The following is a 15,770-nucleotide window of genomic DNA, read 5'->3' as shown; positions in this document are numbered from 1 at the left end:
AGTTTTTTTACATAAAATACCCTGTTTTTTTACTTTGACAACAAAAAACTTTTTCCACGCGTTATCGTTACAGTTAAAAATAGATAAAGAGTTTTGAATGTAAAAGCCCTTTACACTTAATTGAGAATTAATGAATAATCCATGAAAATAGGAGCTTTGTTCGCTTTACTAAGCGTAATTACCTGGTCCGTCAATAGTGTCATCACCCGGTATTGCCTGCTAAACTATGATATTAACATACTTGTGTTCACATCACTACAAATATTTTCCGGGGGAGTAGCATTACTTATTATCCGGGAACCGGTCACCACGCAAAATTGGAAATCCGGAGTCAAATACTCTTGGTTGTACACTTGGCTACAAATTTTCCGGAATTTCTTTTTAGCAGCCATTTATCTATATATCAGCAGTACCGAAACCAGTCTGCTGATCAATTTGGAAGTAATTATCACGACCATTTTGACCTATCTTTTATTCAAACGCAAACCTCATGGCTGCGATATCATCGGCATGCTGGTTATCCTCACCGGAATCGTTCTTTTTCTCCTGTCTCTTCCCGAAGCCATTCGAGGAAAAATAGCAATACTTGTTGTTTTGGCAGCTTTTGCCAGTTGTATCCGGGCTGTTATCGTAGAAAAGACGACCATCATGAGTCCCAACACGACCACACGTCAAAAATGCGGTATATCCGGTTATACGATGTTTTGGGGCGGATTTTCGGTTATTTGCATATTAAGCGGAATCGCTTTATTCGAGCATTTCTTCGCGAAAGATTTAATAGACCTCCCCTTATCTACTCTTTACCTGCCCAAAATAAAAGATATCGTTAATCCGGCAGGCCTCATAAGCGCATGTCTCACCGGCCTTCTAATCACATCACTTTCCACTTACTTATACTATGCAACCCTACAAACCGCAACGGCCGAAACCTTTATGACTTTCAGAGCTTTTCAGCCCATGCTCACCTATGGTTTAGAAGTTTGGGCCACTACTTATTATTTCGCCATGCGTCCGGATTTAAACACAAAGGATTTTATTTTGGCCGGGGTCATTATTTTCGGATCATTTTTAATCCTGATCATGCCCCCCAAACGGGATCAAAAGCAATATATGACAAATTGAAAAACTGTATAACGACGATAGCAAAATAAAAGAAGTGCTCATCGACGATCTCGAATTTTTAATTTCCAATTTAAAAACGACAAGATCAGACCTTAAATACGAATCAATTTACAAATAAAAGATTCTGAGATTACGTGATGAAGTGATTTACAATAAAATCAAGTATCTCCTGTTTTTGGGAGGGATGAAACCAAGTGATGCTTGTATCCCGGCGAAACCAAGACAATTGTTTTTTGGCATAACGACGAGTATTCCGTTTGATCAGACGAACGGCTTCTCCCCGATCGGTTTTTCCATCGAAAAAATCAAATAACTCTTTGTATCCTACCGTATTCAACGCATTTAAATGCCTTAAAGGATACAACGAGCGAGCCTCCTCTTCCAAGCCCTGTCTAAACATTTCGTCGACCCGGGCATTAATGCGGGCATATAACTCATCCTTATCCCTATTTAGCCCTATCTTTATAATGGAGAAATCCCGTTCTTTCCGAATTCCGGTACGTAACGAAGAATAAGACTTGCCCGTCGTCAAACAGATCTCGACGGCATGCATCACCCGCTTTGCATTTTTCAGATCGACCATACCGTAAAAAACGGGATCCAATCTTTTCAACAAGAGTCGCATAAATTCCAACCCCTTTTCCTGATACATCTGCATAACCGATTGCCGCACCTCCGGGTCCACATCAGGAATCTCATCTATTCCCTGGCACACAGCATCGATATACATCATAGAGCCCCCTGTCATAACAACAACATCTCTCTCCAAGAAAAGCTCTTTTATCCGGCACAAAGCCTGTTGTTCGAATTCCCAACAATTAAAATAATCTTTTACAGAAACAGACTGGACAAAAAAATGAGGAACCGCCGCCAATTGCTCTTGATCGGGCACGGCAGTTCCAATATGCATCTCCCTAAATAATTGCCGGGAATCACACGAAATAATAGCCGTTTGAAAATAAGTCGCCAGCTCTATACTCAGATCGGTTTTTCCCACCCCGGTCGGTCCGAGTAACACTAACAACGTTTTCTTCATCCGATGAAATAATTAAAGCCTGTCAATATAATCATCCAGACTCTCGTAACGATCTTCCCGAAAATCCTCCTCGTCGTATCCCCGATCTTCCCGGTCCTCATCCCCGTAACTATCGTTCCCGAACTCTTCCATGAAGCTATCGTCATATTCATCGTCAAACTCCTCCTCCGGCTTATCGAACTCCCAATTATCATTACCTTCATCAAAAGAAAATTGTTCCGGAATATCCCCGTCACAGAACACGCACACGGGCATAACATCGGAAGAATCACGAACATATTCCCCGGCATACTCCACCCTGAAATAACGATTCGTAAAAAAATCAAAAACATACTCCAACTCTAAACAACCCGGCTTTATAATATCACTGATTTTCGTACTATCCATCACTAAGGTATCACTCTCTTCTTCATCCGTCGCCATATCCATTAGCGCTATCTCTTTCCCCCGATTCCCCATTTTGTCAATCGTAAAAAAAGAAGCCATTTGTGAATTGTCGTAATTCAATACATCCACGATTTTATCATGAAACTGTTGAAACGTTTGGTCTCCACCAATTGCGATTTCACATCTAAAATCCGAACTATTCGGTAAGCTGATTTCAAATCTGTAATCCATATTCTATTTCATTTATCCTACATCATTGAAGAACCCAAGCCTATTGCGGCTATTCCCAACACCATTAGAATTATTAACACAACCATAGCAAGAGAGATACAAAGCCCTATGATAGCACATACTCTTCCTGCATTCAAATTTTTATAAGAACTTTCCGTATAAAGTTGCGGGTTTTGCAGATACATCTTACGAGGTTCTGAAGCCAAAACGATAGCAATAATACCCAGTATGACCCCGATTATACTCCCGTAGCACATCCAACAGAATATAAGTGATAAAATCCCCAAAACCAATATTGCCGTCGCGTTAGGCAAATTCATTTTTTTCAATTCTTCTACTTCCATTCGTTTGTATTTTAGATAGACATTAATTTAAACAAATATGATATTAAAATTATAATCAAACAAGCAAACCCGCTAATTTTTAATATGCTTGTCTCAATTTTCTTTATTCCTACTATTCTTCCTATAATCAGCAAGATAAACCACATAAACGGAAGTAACGCCGGATAGGTTACGACCGACTCCGATACCTCTCCTTTCATCAGTAACAACATAGCCGTCTGAAAACCACATCCGGGACAATCTATGCCGCATAATGTCTTTATCCAGCATGACAATTGATGTACTTCAAACCACTCCGTCATTACAAACTCGCTTCAAAGGCCGATATTATATATTGTGGATAACCGTCTCCAATATGTCCATAGCCTCTTTCACCAAATTCATATTAGCCTGAGATCCCATATGTCCTATACGAAATACTTTGCCGGCCAAACAACTGTAATTTCCTCCCACGACCATATTCTGTAAACGCAATTCGCTATCCAATTTTTCCCACGTCATATGTTCAGGAACATAAACGGCCGTAACCGTAGGAGAACAAATCGCATCCTCGAGCGGATAAAGCTTCAACCCCATCTCCTTAATCCGTCCCCGACAATATTCCGCCACCGTATGATGACGATTAATACAATTTTCCAGCCCCTCCTCAAATATTAGTTCGCATGCCTTACGCAACTGTGCAATACCATGCCAATAAGGCGTATAAGGAAAATACCCCGTTTCAACTGCCTTCAGAAAAGGCAATAAGGCCTCGTATCCGGGATAAGCGACTTCTTTGACAATTTCCCACGCTTTTTCGCTCACGGAGAGAAATGACATGTTCGCCGGTGCAGATAAGCATTTCTGTGAACCGCCCAACGCCAAGTCCACGTTCCAACCGTCAACGTCAATACAAGATCCCCCCAATCCGGATACGATATCAACACACAACAACGGGACATCGTATTTCACCTTCAAATCACCAATCTCTTTGACCGGATTCATCGTTCCGCTCGGAGTTTCATTTTGCACCAAAGTGATCATCTTAGGCTGAAAATCTTTTATTGCCTTTTCAATCAAATCAAAATCCGTTATCGTTTCATCGAATCCGAAAGCCAATGTTTTTACTTCACAACCAATGGATTCCGCCATTTCTCCAAAACCATAACCAAAGATACCCGTAGAAATAACCAATACCCGATCTCCTGACACTAAAGTACTTTTCAATGCTGTCCACAAAGCCAGCATACCTTCTCCCGTTTGAATGACGACATGATTTTTCGTATTCATCATTTTCTGCAGTAATCTTTCCGTTTCCCGGTACATGGTCAAGAATTCCGGTTCCAAATCGGCTGAACCGTAATTAAAGGTCGCAACATTCAAAACTTCTTTAGGAACTGAAACCGGCCCCGGCACTAATGGTATAAGATATTTCTCCATTTCTTTTCATTTAAACTTAAAACGAACAATATTTCGAGTCATTCTTAAAGAATGTGAGAAAATAAGTTCACCTATTTTCTCTATTCAGGTTTGCAAAACTATAAATAAGATTTGTTAAATACACGGCTTCTCTCCAAAAACTTTAACAATTTGTATATTATTTTCAACCCCATTTTCTATAACTTATTTTACTGTCAAATCGTCAGAATAAATAAGGAAATAATTTTAGGTACATTTTTTGATAGAAATCAAGAAGAGTCCTTCCAAAACCTTTTAAGTTTAAATAAAAATGTATATTTGTACTGGATTTTAAAACTATTTTTAGAATGAGTGGAGCAGAAAAAATTGTGGAGAATGTAATAAAAACACTGGATGATCATAAGGGTGTCGATATCGTTAAAATTGATCTGAGAAAAATAGAAAACTGTTTTTGTAGTTTCTTCGTAATATGTCATGGAACGTCAAACTCTCATGTCGCGAGTTTAGCGGACTATGTTCACGATTCGGTTCGAGAGGAACTGAAAGAAAAACCCATACATAAAGAAGGAGAAGATCAAGCCCAATGGATCGTACTGGATTACGGGGATGTCGTGGTGCATATTTTTCAAAAAGAGCAACGGGACTATTACCAACTGGAGGACTTTTGGGTGGACGCAAAAATAACAAGATTAGAAGAGAATTTAACAATAAATTATGGCAGAAAACAATAAAAATGAAGGCTTCAACTTTCCTCCCGTAGGAGGAAAAAACAATAAAGGATCCAAATTCAGCGGATATTGGATGTATATTATAATCGCCGCCATCATTATCGGTTTCAACTTCCTCAGCATGCCTACCAGCCCGGAAAGGACGACTTGGCAAGAGGTCAAAACTCAAATGTTGGAAAAAGGGGATGTCAAGGAATTCGTGGTGATCACCAACACGGGACGGGTAAACGTATACTTACAACCTGACAAGATTGAAAATTACAGTAAATTAGTTTCCAAAGGATTCAAAAACAATGAAAACGGTCCTCAATTTTATTTTTCAATAGGTTCGACTGAAACCTTTGAAAAAAACATGGAGGAAGCTCGCAAAGAGATCCCCGGAGCCACGGATGTTACCATTGACTATAAACAAGAATACAACTGGTGGAGTGATGTCATATCCATCATTTTCCCTCTGGCTATCCTAATCTTTATTTGGATTTTCTTCTTCCGGAGGATGAGCAAAAACGCCGGAGGCGGAGGAGGCGGAGGAATTTTCAACGTGGGAAAATCAAAGGCGAAACTTTTCGACAAAGAATCCAACGTGAAAGTAACTTTTAAGGACGTGGCCGGATTAGCGGAAGCTAAACAGGAGGTTGAAGAGATCGTCTCGTTTTTGAAGAGTCCGGACAAATACACGAAATTAGGAGGGAAAATACCCAAGGGAGCTTTGTTGGTCGGTCCTCCGGGAACAGGTAAAACGTTGATGGCAAAAGCTATGGCCGGAGAAGCAAACGTACCTTTCTTCTCCATGTCGGGTTCCGATTTCGTAGAGATGTTTGTCGGCGTCGGAGCTTCCCGCGTTCGGGATTTGTTTAAACAAGCTAAAGAAAAAGCTCCTTGTATTGTCTTTATCGACGAGATCGACGCTATCGGACGTGCCCGGGGTAAAAATCCCAACATGGGTTCAAACGACGAACGAGAAAATACACTGAACCAACTGTTGACGGAAATGGACGGTTTCGAAACCAACTCGGGAGTCATCATCATCGCCGCAACAAACCGAGCCGATATTTTGGACAGTGCCCTTTTGAGAGCCGGACGTTTCGATCGTCAGATATACGTTGACCTACCGGAACTAAAAGACCGGGAAGAGATATTTAAAGTTCATTTGAAACCTTTGAAATTGGCTGATAATGTGGACTACTCTTTTTTGGCTAAACAAACCCCGGGATTCTCAGGCGCAGATATCGCCAATGTGGCTAATGAAGCCGCTCTTATCGCAGCCAGAAAAGATAAATCCGCCGTGGAAAAACAAGATTTCCTGGATGCCATCGACCGAATCGTAGGTGGCCTTGAGAACCGGAGCAAAGTAATAAAAGTCAGCGAAAAGAAAGCGATTGCTTACCATGAAGCCGGTCATGCTACCGTTTCTTGGCTATTACAGCATGCTCATCCCCTTTTAAAAGTGACCATTGTCCCGAGGGGCAAGGCCTTAGGAGCTGCCTGGTATTTACCCCAGGAAAGACAAATTACCACGAAAGAGCAGTTGTTAGATCAAATGTGTTCCGTACTGGGAGGAAGGGCTGCGGAAGAACTCGTTTTCGGGCAAGTTTCGACAGGAGCTCAAAATGACTTAGAAAGGGCTACCAAACAAGCATACGCGATGGTATCCATCTACGGTATGAGCGACAAGATCGGGACTTTAAGTTTTTACGACTCCACGGGACAAAGCGATTTCAGCTTTACAAAACCCTATTCGGAAAAGACGGCAGAACTTATCGATGCCGAAGTGAAGGAGATGGTCAGTGCTGCCTACGAACGCGCAAAACAGTTACTTAAGCAACATCAGGAGCAACATAAACAAGTAGCGGAACTATTAATCGAAAGGGAAGTAATTTTCAGCGATGATTTGGAAAATATTTTAGGAAAACGTCCTTGGTCTGACGAGGAGGAAGAGGTGAAGCCGCAAGAAGACCCTAATGACAACATAGACTAAATTTTACATGTAAATCCATGGACAATTGGGTATCTGTTTTTACGACAAATGAAGAATTTGAGGCGGAAAGGATCAAAGAACTATTAAGCGATTCGAACATTCCCGCCGTGATTTTAAACCAAAAGGATTCTTCTTATATCATGCTCGGAGAGGTAAATGTAATGGTGAATAAAGAGCATAAAGAAGAGGCTGAAAAAGTAATTAAAAACAAGAACGATCGTGAGTAATTTCTGGAAAAGAGCCATCAGCGGATTGCTGTTCGTATTCATTTTAACAGGGTGTATTTTCATACACCCCATTTGCTTTTATATACTCTTTTTTATCATCAATATATTGGGGATTATCGAATTCGGAAGAATGGCAAAAAAAATGAACATCCACATTAATTTTCCGTTCTGCATCCTGTGCGGCAGCGTACTCTTCACGGTAGGATTTCTGCATAACTACATTGATTACAAAGACGGATATCTATTCTTTTTCCTGTTGACTTTTCTGATGGCCATCCGGGAATTATACCGAAAACAAGGAAACGGTTTTCAGAACATAGCCTTTTCTTATTACGCCTTATTGTATATAAGTTTGCCTTTCACTCTATTGATCTACCTTCCTTACATGACTTCCGGTCAATGGATGCCGGAAATTATCTTTTTCCCATTCCTGCTCGTGTGGATCAACGATACATTCGCCTACCTATTCGGTTCTCAATTCGGGAAACATAAATTATTCCCCAGAATATCACCTAAAAAATCCTGGGAAGGAGCTATCGGCGGAGGAGTCACTACCATTCTTGCCGCTCTTTGTATAGCCCCACACATCGAAGGATATACCATCATAGATACGGCCATCATAGCCTGTATCGTAGTCGTATTCGGAATATACGGGGACTTATTGGAATCCCTCTTTAAGCGAAGCATCGAGATAAAAGATTCGGGCAATATATTACCGGGACACGGGGGGATTTTGGACAGATTCGATGCAATTATCTTCGCAATCCCCGCTATTTTTGTTTATATGGAATTCATGTATTAACTTTGCGACTTGTTTTGAAATAAAATCATAATAAGACTAATAAAGACCAATCGCTCTTTGCGAACTAAAATATTACCCGATGAAAATACATAAGGCTGGCTATCCGTTACTATTCAAAGTTTTCGTGTTTATTGCTTTTATAAACGTATTGATCTATGTCTTCATTCCAAGCGATCTTATTTTTCGGATCATACTTGTATTAAGCGCCGTCATATACCTGCTGATCGTAAACTTCTTTCGATTTCCCCATCGGCATATTCAAGTAAACGATAACACGATCTTAGCCCCCGCAGACGGAAAAATCGTGGTCGTAGAAGAGACATACGAGCCTGAATACCTGAAAAGTCGATGTATTCAAGTATCTATCTTTATGAATATTTTTAACGTGCATATCAATTGGTTTGCCATAAACGGCATCATCAAATATTTTAAATACCATCAAGGAAGATACATGGCCGCCTACCTGCCGAAATCTTCCACGGAAAACGAGAGAACAACCATTGCCATCGAGGCTCGAAACGGTCAAGAGATCGTTATGCGACAGATCGCGGGAGCCATGGCTAAGCGAATTGTTTCTTATGCCCCCGTGGGAGGAGAAGCTCGCCAAGACGAACATGCAGGATTTATTAAATTCGGTTCAAGAGTGGATCTTTTTTTACCTCTCGGAACCCAAATCAATGTAAAATTAGGTCAGAAAGTGACCGGTTCACAAACACTTATCGGAACATTTCAGAACCCTGAATCCAAGTGATACGTCAGCGGATTTACAAATCAGAATGCAATGTCAGTTCAAAGGAAAGTAAAAAGAGTTACTACCCATGTTTTATCGGAGATGAAACTAAAGGGCGAAAAAATAAGCATGTTGACGGCCTACGACTTCTCTATGGCCCAAATCATTGATCATGCAGGAATAGACGTTATCCTTGTTGGAGACTCGGCTTCGAACGTCATGGCAGGACACGAAACGACTTTACCGATCACTCTCGATCAAATGATCTACCACGGGGCCTCCGTGGTCAGAGGGGTAGACCGCGCTCTGGTCGTTGTCGATATGCCTTTCGGCAGCTACCAGGGAAACAGTAAAGAGGCCTTGTGTTCCGCCATACGAATCATGAAAGAGACCAGTGCCGATGCCGTAAAATTAGAAGGAGGTGAAGAGATACTGGAATCCATTGCCCGCATTCTTTCTGCTGGAATACCTATCATGGGACATTTGGGACTAACCCCACAAAGTATTCACAAGTTCGGAACCTATGTAGTTCGGGCTCAAGAAAATGACGAGGCTGAAAAATTGGTAGCAGATGCCCACTTGTTGGAGGAGGCAGGATGCTTCGCACTTGTTTTGGAGAAAATCCCGGCCCAATTAGCCGCCCGCGTCGCTAAAGAGTTAACGATACCGGTAATCGGCATCGGTGCTGGCGGTGGTGTTGACGGTCAGGTATTGGTTATACACGACATGTTAGGTATCAATCAGGAATTCTCCCCTCGTTTCTTACGCCGCTATCACAATCTGTACGCGGAGATCAGCGGAGCTGTAAGCAATTACATCAACGATGTAAAAAGCAGAAACTTCCCGAACGAAAGGGAGCAATATTAAATTTGAAAAAATAGAAAAAATGAGTTTGGAAATTTTATACGAGGATAATCATATCATTGCCGTCAATAAAAAAAATTCCGATATTGTACAGGCGGACAAAACCGGAGACGAACCTCTTAGCGAGCAGGTAAAAGCATACATCAAAAAGAAATACAACAAACCGGGAGATGTATTTCTCGGAATTCCCCACCGGGTAGATAGACCTGTAAGCGGTGTCGTCCTCTTCGCCAAAACAAGCAAAGCTCTTACCCGGTTAAATAAAATGTTCCAGGAACATGACAACGAGATAACCAAGATTTATTGGGCGATCGTAAGCGAACTGCCGCAAGAGGACGAAGCACGTTTAGTTCATTATTTAGTACGCGATACGGAAAAAAATAAATCTTCCGTTTACACCCGCCCTCGTCCGGGTGCTAAAGAGGCTATCTTGGAATACAAGTTAATCAACGGAAGCCAAAACTATTTCCTGTTAGAAGTAAAACTCTGCACGGGCAGACACCATCAAATCCGTTGCCAGTTAGCCAAAATAGGATGTCCTATCAAGGGCGACCTGAAATACGGTTCGCCTCGTTCCAATCCCGGAGGAGGTATCAGTTTACATGCTCGCAGCATTAGTTTTATGCACCCTGTAAAACAGGAGATGATCACCATCACGGCTACCCCGCCATTGGAAGACAACCTTTGGAGCTTCTTCTATAATAACTTAAAATAATCCGAATTCTTCGACATAACTTAACGGGATCCTACAAGCGATCCCGTTTTCGCTGTAAATAGATTTTCTCTATCCCCTCATAAATAGATAATATCGAATCTTATATGATTCTTAAAAAAAAATACTTTATCTTTGAAACGCACACATAACAGTAGAATAATATAATCTATGAGTGAGGAAATAATCTGTAACTGTTTTCAAGTATCAAAGGCCGATATCGTAAAAGCGATTCGGGAACAAGGTTTAAAAACAGTAGAAGAAGTCGGTGACGCTACAAATGCAGGATGTGGGTGCGGTGGCTGTCAAGATGAAATCCAGGCTATTCTGGATGAAATCAACCAATAAAAGGTGCTTTTAAAAAGCACCTTTTTCAATAGACTGTTTTATTTTCATTCTCTTTCCATAATCGGAACTCCTCTCCGCTTCCCTCCTCCCGTTTATTGATAAAGGGAATGAAACGATCGGGACCGTCCAAGGCAATCTCCTTATAGATGAAAGAGTCGTCGAATCCGCCATCGGCCGCATCTTCTTTGGTAGAAGCATAATAAAGATGATCGGGACGTGCCCAATAGATGGCCCCTAAGCACATCGGACAAGGTTCGCAACTGGAGTAAATATCACACCCTTTCAATTGAAAAGAATCCAACTGCTTACAAGCCTTTCGTATGGCATTCACCTCGGCATGAGCGGTCGGATCGTTATCCGGCACAACCGTGTTACCGGATGTAGCGATAATTTTTCCGTCACGTACGACAACCGCCCCGAAAGGTCCACCCGTTCCGTTTTTCACGTTATCCAAGGCAATACGAATCGCCTCTTTCATAAACTCCTTATTGTATGCAGCCATATGATTGAATAATTTATATATAAAAACGAACTAATTCAATTTTTTGCCTTAACTTTTTTCCGGCTACTGTACCATATCATAAATGCCCCGAACAGGACGAAAGGAATACTTAACCATTGTCCCATCTTCAACGCCATTTCTGCCTCCCAGGGTTCCTGCACCTCCTTAAAGAATTCGATGATGAAACGAGCCGTAAAGATCAATACGAGAAACATCCCGAAAAGATACCCCTCTCTCTCTTTCACCTTCGTTTTCCAATAGAGATGCATAAGTACGGCAAAACTAATCAAATAACAGATCGCTTCGTACAACTGGGCCGGATGCCTGAGGAAATGAAGACCCGTACGGGTCTTGGCAATAATCCCGTCCTTCAGGTATTGTGTAATCTGTTCCGTGGAAAAAACGGCCTTTATCCACTCGCTATCGTCCACCCGCAAAAAATGAAATCCCCAGGGTACGGCTGTCGGAGCCCCGATAATCTCCGAATTCATAAAATTTCCCATCCGAATAAAGAATCCCGCTAACGCAATCGGCACGACAGCCCGGTCCAATATCCAGAATATGGATTTTTTACTTACCTTTTTAGAGTAATACCATAATCCGACAATAATTCCGATAGCAGCCCCGTGACTTGCCAGTCCTTGGTATCCCGTAAAATGGAATCCACCTTCAAAACGTACCGGTAAAATGATCTCAAGTGGATGACTGCTGTAATAATCCCAATCATAGAAAAAACAATGCCCTAAACGAGCACCTATCACCGTGGCTATGGCAACATATATCCATAGCTTATCCAGCCATTTCTGACTCAGACCTTCCGATTGGAACATCTTTTCTTCAACCTTATAGCCAAATATAAAGGCCAACGCAAACAATAATCCGTAATAACGGACAGAAATGCCTCCCAAATTAAATATCTCCGGACTTACGTTCCAATCAATATAAAGCGAAATCATGTTTTTGATTTAAAGATTATATAGAGAATGAAATCCGGAGATCAATAAACCAACCTCCGGATTTCCTCATTCGTTTATTACTCTTCTTTCCCGTGACAATTTTTGTATTTTTTGCCGCTTCCGCAAGGACAAGGATCGTTACGTCCGACCTTCGGTCCCACGTGTACCGGTTCCTGTTTGCGTTGTTCCCGGTTGGCTTGAGGAGCCATATCCGAACGCCCGGTTTTCATTTTACTCAAATCCGTACGTCTCTCTTCGGCCTGACGTACCTCTTCCGGTGCTTCGAAAGGAATCTGTCCCTTCATCAGCGTGGAAACCACGCTTTTGTTGATTTTGTCGACCATGGATTTAAACAGGTTGAACGACTCGAATTTATAGATCAGCAACGGATCTTTTTGTTCATAAGTAGCATTCTGCACGGATTGTTTCAAATCGTCCATCTCTCTCAAATGCTCCTTCCATGCGTCATCGATATGGGCAAGCATGATTGATTTCTCGTATGCCCGAACCAACTCTTCTCCACCCGAATGATAGGCTTTTTCCAAATTGGTAACGACATTATACATCTTCATTCCGTCCGTGAAAGGCACTATAATATTCTTAAACAACTCTCCCCGCTGTTCGAATACATTCTTAATCACCGGGAAAGCCTGACGGGAGATACTTTCCACTTTTCGGGTGTATGTTTCCCGCATCTGCCGATACAAATCTTCCGTAATATCAGCTACCGATTTTTTCTGGAAAACTTCAGGAGTGATCTCGTAGTTGACGGAAAGATTCTTCAACACGGCTAAACGGAACCCTTCCAAATCGTTTGCCTCTTTATATTCCTCAACCAATCCCTCGCAAACATCATACATCGTATTGGCGATATCCACTCCAATCCGTTCGCCCAACAACGCATGACGTCTCTTTTTATAAATAACTTCCCGTTGCGAGTTCATCACGTCGTCGTACTCCAACAAACGCTTACGGATACCGAAGTTATTCTCTTCCACCTTTCGTTGAGCTCTCTCGATAGATTTTGTAATCATGGAGTGTTGAATCACATCCCCCTCCTCATGTCCCAGACGATCCATCACCCGAATAATCCGCTCGGAACTGAACAAACGCATCAAATCGTCTTCCAGGGAAACGAAGAACTGAGAAGACCCCGGATCACCCTGACGTCCCGCACGACCGCGTAACTGCCGGTCGACGCGACGAGAATCATGACGTTCCGTCCCCACAATAGCCAAACCGCCGGCAGCCCTCACTTCCGGGCTCAATTTGATATCGGTACCACGACCCGCCATATTGGTTGCAATGGTAACCACTTGCGACTGACCTGCAACCGCTACAATCTCAGCCTCTCGTTGATGCAACTTGGCATTCAATACATTATGCTTGATACCCCTCAGTTTCAACATACGGCTTAGTAATTCGGAAACCTCTACCGAGGTCGTACCGACCAATACAGGACGTCCTTCTCCTACCAAACGGGTAATTTCATCGATAACGGCATTGTATTTTTCGCGTTTGGTCTTATACACATAATCGTTGGCGTCCTTACGTACCACCGGACGGTTGGTCGGAATAACCACTACATCCAATTTATATATATCCCAGAACTCTCCCGCTTCCGTTTCTGCCGTACCGGTCATACCGGCCAACTTATGGTACATCCTGAAATAGTTCTGTAACGTAATGGTAGCAAATGTCTGAGTGGCAGCTTCAACCTTTACATTTTCCTTTGCTTCGATAGCTTGATGCAGACCGTCTGAATAACGGCGTCCTTCCATAATACGTCCCGTCTGTTCGTCCACGATCTTCACTTTATTATCGATCACCACGTATTCCACGTCAAGTTCAAATAAGGTATAGGCCTTCAATAATTGATTTACCGTATGCACTCGTTCCGATTTGGCTGCATATCCTTGGATAAGCTCATCCTTTTTAGCAATCTTGTCCTCGTCCGACAATCCCATCTTATCAATCTCCGCTAATTCCGACCCGATATCCGGCAAAATAAAGAAATCAGGATCCTCACCCGCAGCCGTAATCGTATCATGTCCTTTATCGGTCAGGTCGATGGAATTCTGTTTTTCATCGATCACAAAATAAAGATCATCGGTGATCTCCGGCATCCGGCGATTATTCTCCTGCATATAGATATTCTCCGTCCTAACCAAAATCGCCTTATTTCCCTGTTCACTCAAAAACTTGATCAACGGCTTATACTTAGGCAATCCTTTAAAAGCCCTCAACAAAAGAATGGCTCCTTCATCCACTTTCTTTTTATCATCACTGGCCAAAAGCACTTTTGCCTCATTGAAAATGCGGGTTACCAAATCCCTCTGCATTTTAACCAACTTCTCCACGCGAGGCTTATACTCGTCGAACATCTGATCATCCCCTTTGGGAACCGGACCCGAAATAATCAACGGGGTACGGGCGTCATCGATCAACACGGAGTCTACCTCATCGACAATGGCATAATTGTGTTTTCTTTGTACCAGATCTTCGGGATGAATAGACATATTATCCCTCAAATAATCGAAACCGAATTCATTATTCGTTCCGAAAGTTATATCTGCCTGATACGCCTTTCTACGTTCCGGAGAGTTAGGTTCCGTTTTGTCAATACAGTCCACGGATAACCCATGGAACATATAGAGCGGCCCCATCCATTCCGAGTCACGTTTAGCCAAATAGTCATTCACGGTCACGACATGCACCCCTCGTCCGGTCAAAGCATTCAGGAAAACAGGCAGGGTTGCCACTAAAGTTTTACCCTCGCCGGTAGCCATCTCCGCAATTTTTCCCTGATGCAACACGGCACCACCGATCAACTGCACATCGTAATGTACCATATCCCAGGTAACCTCGTTTCCTCCTGCTATCCAAGAATTGAAATAGATAGCCTCGTCGCCGTCAATCTCCACAAAATCTTTCGTAACGGCTAACTGACGATCGAAATCATTCGCTTTGACCACAATCTCTTTATTCTCGGTAAAGCGTCGGGCCGTATCTTTCATGACGGCAAAAGCCGTCGGCATAATCTCGTTTAAAACCTCTTCTATCTTTTTATCGATCTGCTCCTCTAACTTATCAATCTTCGTATAGATATCCTCCCGTTCTTCTATGGAAGGTTTCTCATTTTCGATCTTTGCTTTTAACGTTGCAATCTCGTCTTCTTCCTCCTTCACGTAGGCGTGTACCTTGGCCTTCAAATCTGCCGAAAGTGCACGAAGCTCATCATCGCTTAATTTTTTTACCTTTTCCCACTCGGCATTTACCTTAGCCACAATAGGCAACAACTCTTTTAAATCCCGATCCGATTTATTACCGAAGAGTTGTTTTAATATATCATTAAAACCCATATTTCTTTTGTATTTATGAAAACTGATTATTTATATTTAAGAT

The 15,770-nt window shown here is 42.1% G+C and carries 17 protein-coding genes; 9 read left to right on the top strand and 8 right to left on the bottom strand.

Annotation, left to right across the window (positions count from 1 at the left end; all coding sequences use genetic code 11):
- Positions 1 to 141 precede the first annotated feature (141 nt).
- A complete protein-coding gene (locus BN3283_RS04050) occupies positions 142 to 1,122 on the top strand; it encodes a DMT family transporter (protein ID WP_059025720.1) in 981 nt (326 codons plus the stop codon).
- A gap of 130 nt (positions 1,123 to 1,252) precedes the next feature.
- On the opposite strand, the gene miaA is transcribed toward BN3283_RS04050, so the two are convergent.
- The 5 genes from miaA to BN3283_RS04025 are packed head-to-tail and all read right to left on the bottom strand — an operon-like array spanning position 1,253 to position 4,539.
- The gene (gene miaA, locus BN3283_RS04045) at positions 1,253 to 2,158 is read right to left on the bottom strand and encodes a tRNA (adenosine(37)-N6)-dimethylallyltransferase MiaA (protein ID WP_041502011.1); all 906 of its coding nucleotides are present in this window, start codon (positions 2,156 to 2,158) and stop codon (positions 1,253 to 1,255) included.
- A 12-nt stretch (positions 2,159 to 2,170) separates the two neighbouring features.
- Entirely contained in the window at positions 2,171 to 2,776 is a 606-nt protein-coding gene (locus BN3283_RS04040; RefSeq protein WP_041502012.1) for an IS1096 element passenger TnpR family protein, read from the bottom strand.
- A 17-nt stretch (positions 2,777 to 2,793) separates the two neighbouring features.
- Positions 2,794 to 3,120: a CCC motif membrane protein gene (locus BN3283_RS04035; protein ID WP_052634323.1), complete on the bottom strand. Its 327-nt coding sequence runs from the start codon at positions 3,118 to 3,120 to the stop codon at positions 2,794 to 2,796.
- Positions 3,121 to 3,131: 11 nt separating this feature from the next.
- The gene (locus BN3283_RS04030) at positions 3,132 to 3,422 is read right to left on the bottom strand and encodes a DUF2752 domain-containing protein (protein WP_041502013.1); all 291 of its coding nucleotides are present in this window, start codon (positions 3,420 to 3,422) and stop codon (positions 3,132 to 3,134) included.
- A gap of 25 nt (positions 3,423 to 3,447) precedes the next feature.
- On the bottom strand, positions 3,448 to 4,539 hold the full coding sequence (locus tag BN3283_RS04025) for a pyridoxal-phosphate-dependent aminotransferase family protein (protein WP_059025719.1): 1,092 nt from the start codon (positions 4,537 to 4,539) through the stop codon (positions 3,448 to 3,450).
- Positions 4,540 to 4,865: 326 nt separating this feature from the next.
- Between BN3283_RS04025 and rsfS the strand changes: the two genes are divergently transcribed.
- The 8 genes from rsfS (at position 4,866) to BN3283_RS03985 (ending at position 10,907) form a co-directional block, all read left to right on the top strand.
- Positions 4,866 to 5,249, top strand: a complete 384-nt coding sequence (gene rsfS, locus BN3283_RS04020; RefSeq protein WP_059025718.1) for a ribosome silencing factor — start codon at positions 4,866 to 4,868, stop codon at positions 5,247 to 5,249.
- The gene (gene ftsH, locus BN3283_RS04015; RefSeq protein WP_041502017.1) at positions 5,233 to 7,224 is read left to right on the top strand and encodes an ATP-dependent zinc metalloprotease FtsH; all 1,992 of its coding nucleotides are present in this window, start codon (positions 5,233 to 5,235) and stop codon (positions 7,222 to 7,224) included. Before rsfS ends, ftsH begins: the two co-directional genes overlap by 17 nt.
- A gap of 17 nt (positions 7,225 to 7,241) precedes the next feature.
- A complete protein-coding gene (locus BN3283_RS04010; protein WP_041502018.1) occupies positions 7,242 to 7,451 on the top strand; it encodes a putative signal transducing protein in 210 nt (69 codons plus the stop codon).
- A complete protein-coding gene (locus BN3283_RS04005; protein ID WP_059025717.1) occupies positions 7,444 to 8,253 on the top strand; it encodes a phosphatidate cytidylyltransferase in 810 nt (269 codons plus the stop codon). The genes BN3283_RS04010 and BN3283_RS04005 overlap by 8 nt, the downstream gene beginning before the upstream one ends.
- A 79-nt stretch (positions 8,254 to 8,332) precedes the next feature.
- Positions 8,333 to 9,004, top strand: a complete 672-nt coding sequence (locus BN3283_RS04000) for a phosphatidylserine decarboxylase family protein (protein ID WP_059025716.1) — start codon at positions 8,333 to 8,335, stop codon at positions 9,002 to 9,004.
- Positions 9,005 to 9,034: 30 nt separating this feature from the next.
- A complete protein-coding gene (gene panB, locus BN3283_RS03995) occupies positions 9,035 to 9,850 on the top strand; it encodes a 3-methyl-2-oxobutanoate hydroxymethyltransferase (RefSeq protein WP_041502021.1) in 816 nt (271 codons plus the stop codon).
- 25 nt (positions 9,851 to 9,875) lie between these two features.
- Complete coding sequence (locus tag BN3283_RS03990; protein WP_041502199.1) at positions 9,876 to 10,562, top strand: RluA family pseudouridine synthase; 687 nt, start codon at positions 9,876 to 9,878, stop codon at positions 10,560 to 10,562.
- Positions 10,563 to 10,730: 168 nt separating this feature from the next.
- On the top strand, positions 10,731 to 10,907 hold the full coding sequence (locus BN3283_RS03985) for a (2Fe-2S)-binding protein (RefSeq protein WP_059025715.1): 177 nt from the start codon (positions 10,731 to 10,733) through the stop codon (positions 10,905 to 10,907).
- 25 nt (positions 10,908 to 10,932) lie between these two features.
- Here BN3283_RS03985 and BN3283_RS03980 read toward each other — a convergent pair whose 3' ends face one another.
- The 3 genes from BN3283_RS03980 to secA all read right to left on the bottom strand — a co-directional run bounded on the left by BN3283_RS03980 (position 10,933) and on the right by secA (position 15,727).
- Complete coding sequence (locus BN3283_RS03980) at positions 10,933 to 11,409, bottom strand: nucleoside deaminase (RefSeq protein WP_059025714.1); 477 nt, start codon at positions 11,407 to 11,409, stop codon at positions 10,933 to 10,935.
- Positions 11,410 to 11,444: 35 nt separating this feature from the next.
- Positions 11,445 to 12,365, bottom strand: coding sequence for a prolipoprotein diacylglyceryl transferase (lgt, locus tag BN3283_RS03975; protein ID WP_052634326.1), 921 nt, complete (start codon positions 12,363 to 12,365; stop codon positions 11,445 to 11,447).
- A 77-nt stretch (positions 12,366 to 12,442) separates the two neighbouring features.
- Positions 12,443 to 15,727, bottom strand: coding sequence for a preprotein translocase subunit SecA (gene secA, locus BN3283_RS03970; RefSeq protein ID WP_059025713.1), 3,285 nt, complete (start codon positions 15,725 to 15,727; stop codon positions 12,443 to 12,445).
- Positions 15,728 to 15,770: the final 43 nt, after the last annotated feature.

Source organism: Gabonibacter massiliensis, from assembly GCA_001487125.1.
In the GTDB taxonomy this organism is placed as follows: Bacteria; Bacteroidota; Bacteroidia; order Bacteroidales; family Marinifilaceae; genus Gabonibacter; species Gabonibacter massiliensis.
The sequence above is the reverse complement of the archived record's forward strand: the minus strand, read 5'-3'. Positions and strand labels throughout refer to the sequence as shown.

Bases quoted from the DNA above. Each gene is read 5' to 3' on its own strand.
- BN3283_RS04050 (WP_059025720.1), top strand. From the start codon at position 142: ATGAAAATAGGAGCTTTGTTCGCTTTACTAAGCGTAATTACCTGGTCC.
- miaA (WP_041502011.1), bottom strand. From the start codon at position 2,158: ATGAAGAAAACGTTGTTAGTGTTACTCGGACCGACCGGGGTGGGAAAA.
- BN3283_RS04040 (WP_041502012.1), bottom strand. From the start codon at position 2,776: ATGGATTACAGATTTGAAATCAGCTTACCGAATAGTTCGGATTTTAGA.
- BN3283_RS04035 (WP_052634323.1), bottom strand. From the start codon at position 3,120: ATGGAAGTAGAAGAATTGAAAAAAATGAATTTGCCTAACGCGACGGCA.
- BN3283_RS04030 (WP_041502013.1), bottom strand. From the start codon at position 3,422: ATGACGGAGTGGTTTGAAGTACATCAATTGTCATGCTGGATAAAGACA.
- BN3283_RS04025 (WP_059025719.1), bottom strand. From the start codon at position 4,539: ATGGAGAAATATCTTATACCATTAGTGCCGGGGCCGGTTTCAGTTCCT.
- rsfS (WP_059025718.1), top strand. From the start codon at position 4,866: ATGAGTGGAGCAGAAAAAATTGTGGAGAATGTAATAAAAACACTGGAT.
- ftsH (WP_041502017.1), top strand. From the start codon at position 5,233: ATGGCAGAAAACAATAAAAATGAAGGCTTCAACTTTCCTCCCGTAGGA.
- BN3283_RS04010 (WP_041502018.1), top strand. From the start codon at position 7,242: ATGGACAATTGGGTATCTGTTTTTACGACAAATGAAGAATTTGAGGCG.
- BN3283_RS04000 (WP_059025716.1), top strand. From the start codon at position 8,333: ATGAAAATACATAAGGCTGGCTATCCGTTACTATTCAAAGTTTTCGTG.
- panB (WP_041502021.1), top strand. From the start codon at position 9,035: ATGTCAGTTCAAAGGAAAGTAAAAAGAGTTACTACCCATGTTTTATCG.
- BN3283_RS03985 (WP_059025715.1), top strand. From the start codon at position 10,731: ATGAGTGAGGAAATAATCTGTAACTGTTTTCAAGTATCAAAGGCCGAT.
- BN3283_RS03980 (WP_059025714.1), bottom strand. From the start codon at position 11,409: ATGGCTGCATACAATAAGGAGTTTATGAAAGAGGCGATTCGTATTGCC.
- lgt (WP_052634326.1), bottom strand. From the start codon at position 12,365: ATGATTTCGCTTTATATTGATTGGAACGTAAGTCCGGAGATATTTAAT.
- secA (WP_059025713.1), bottom strand. From the start codon at position 15,727: ATGGGTTTTAATGATATATTAAAACAACTCTTCGGTAATAAATCGGAT.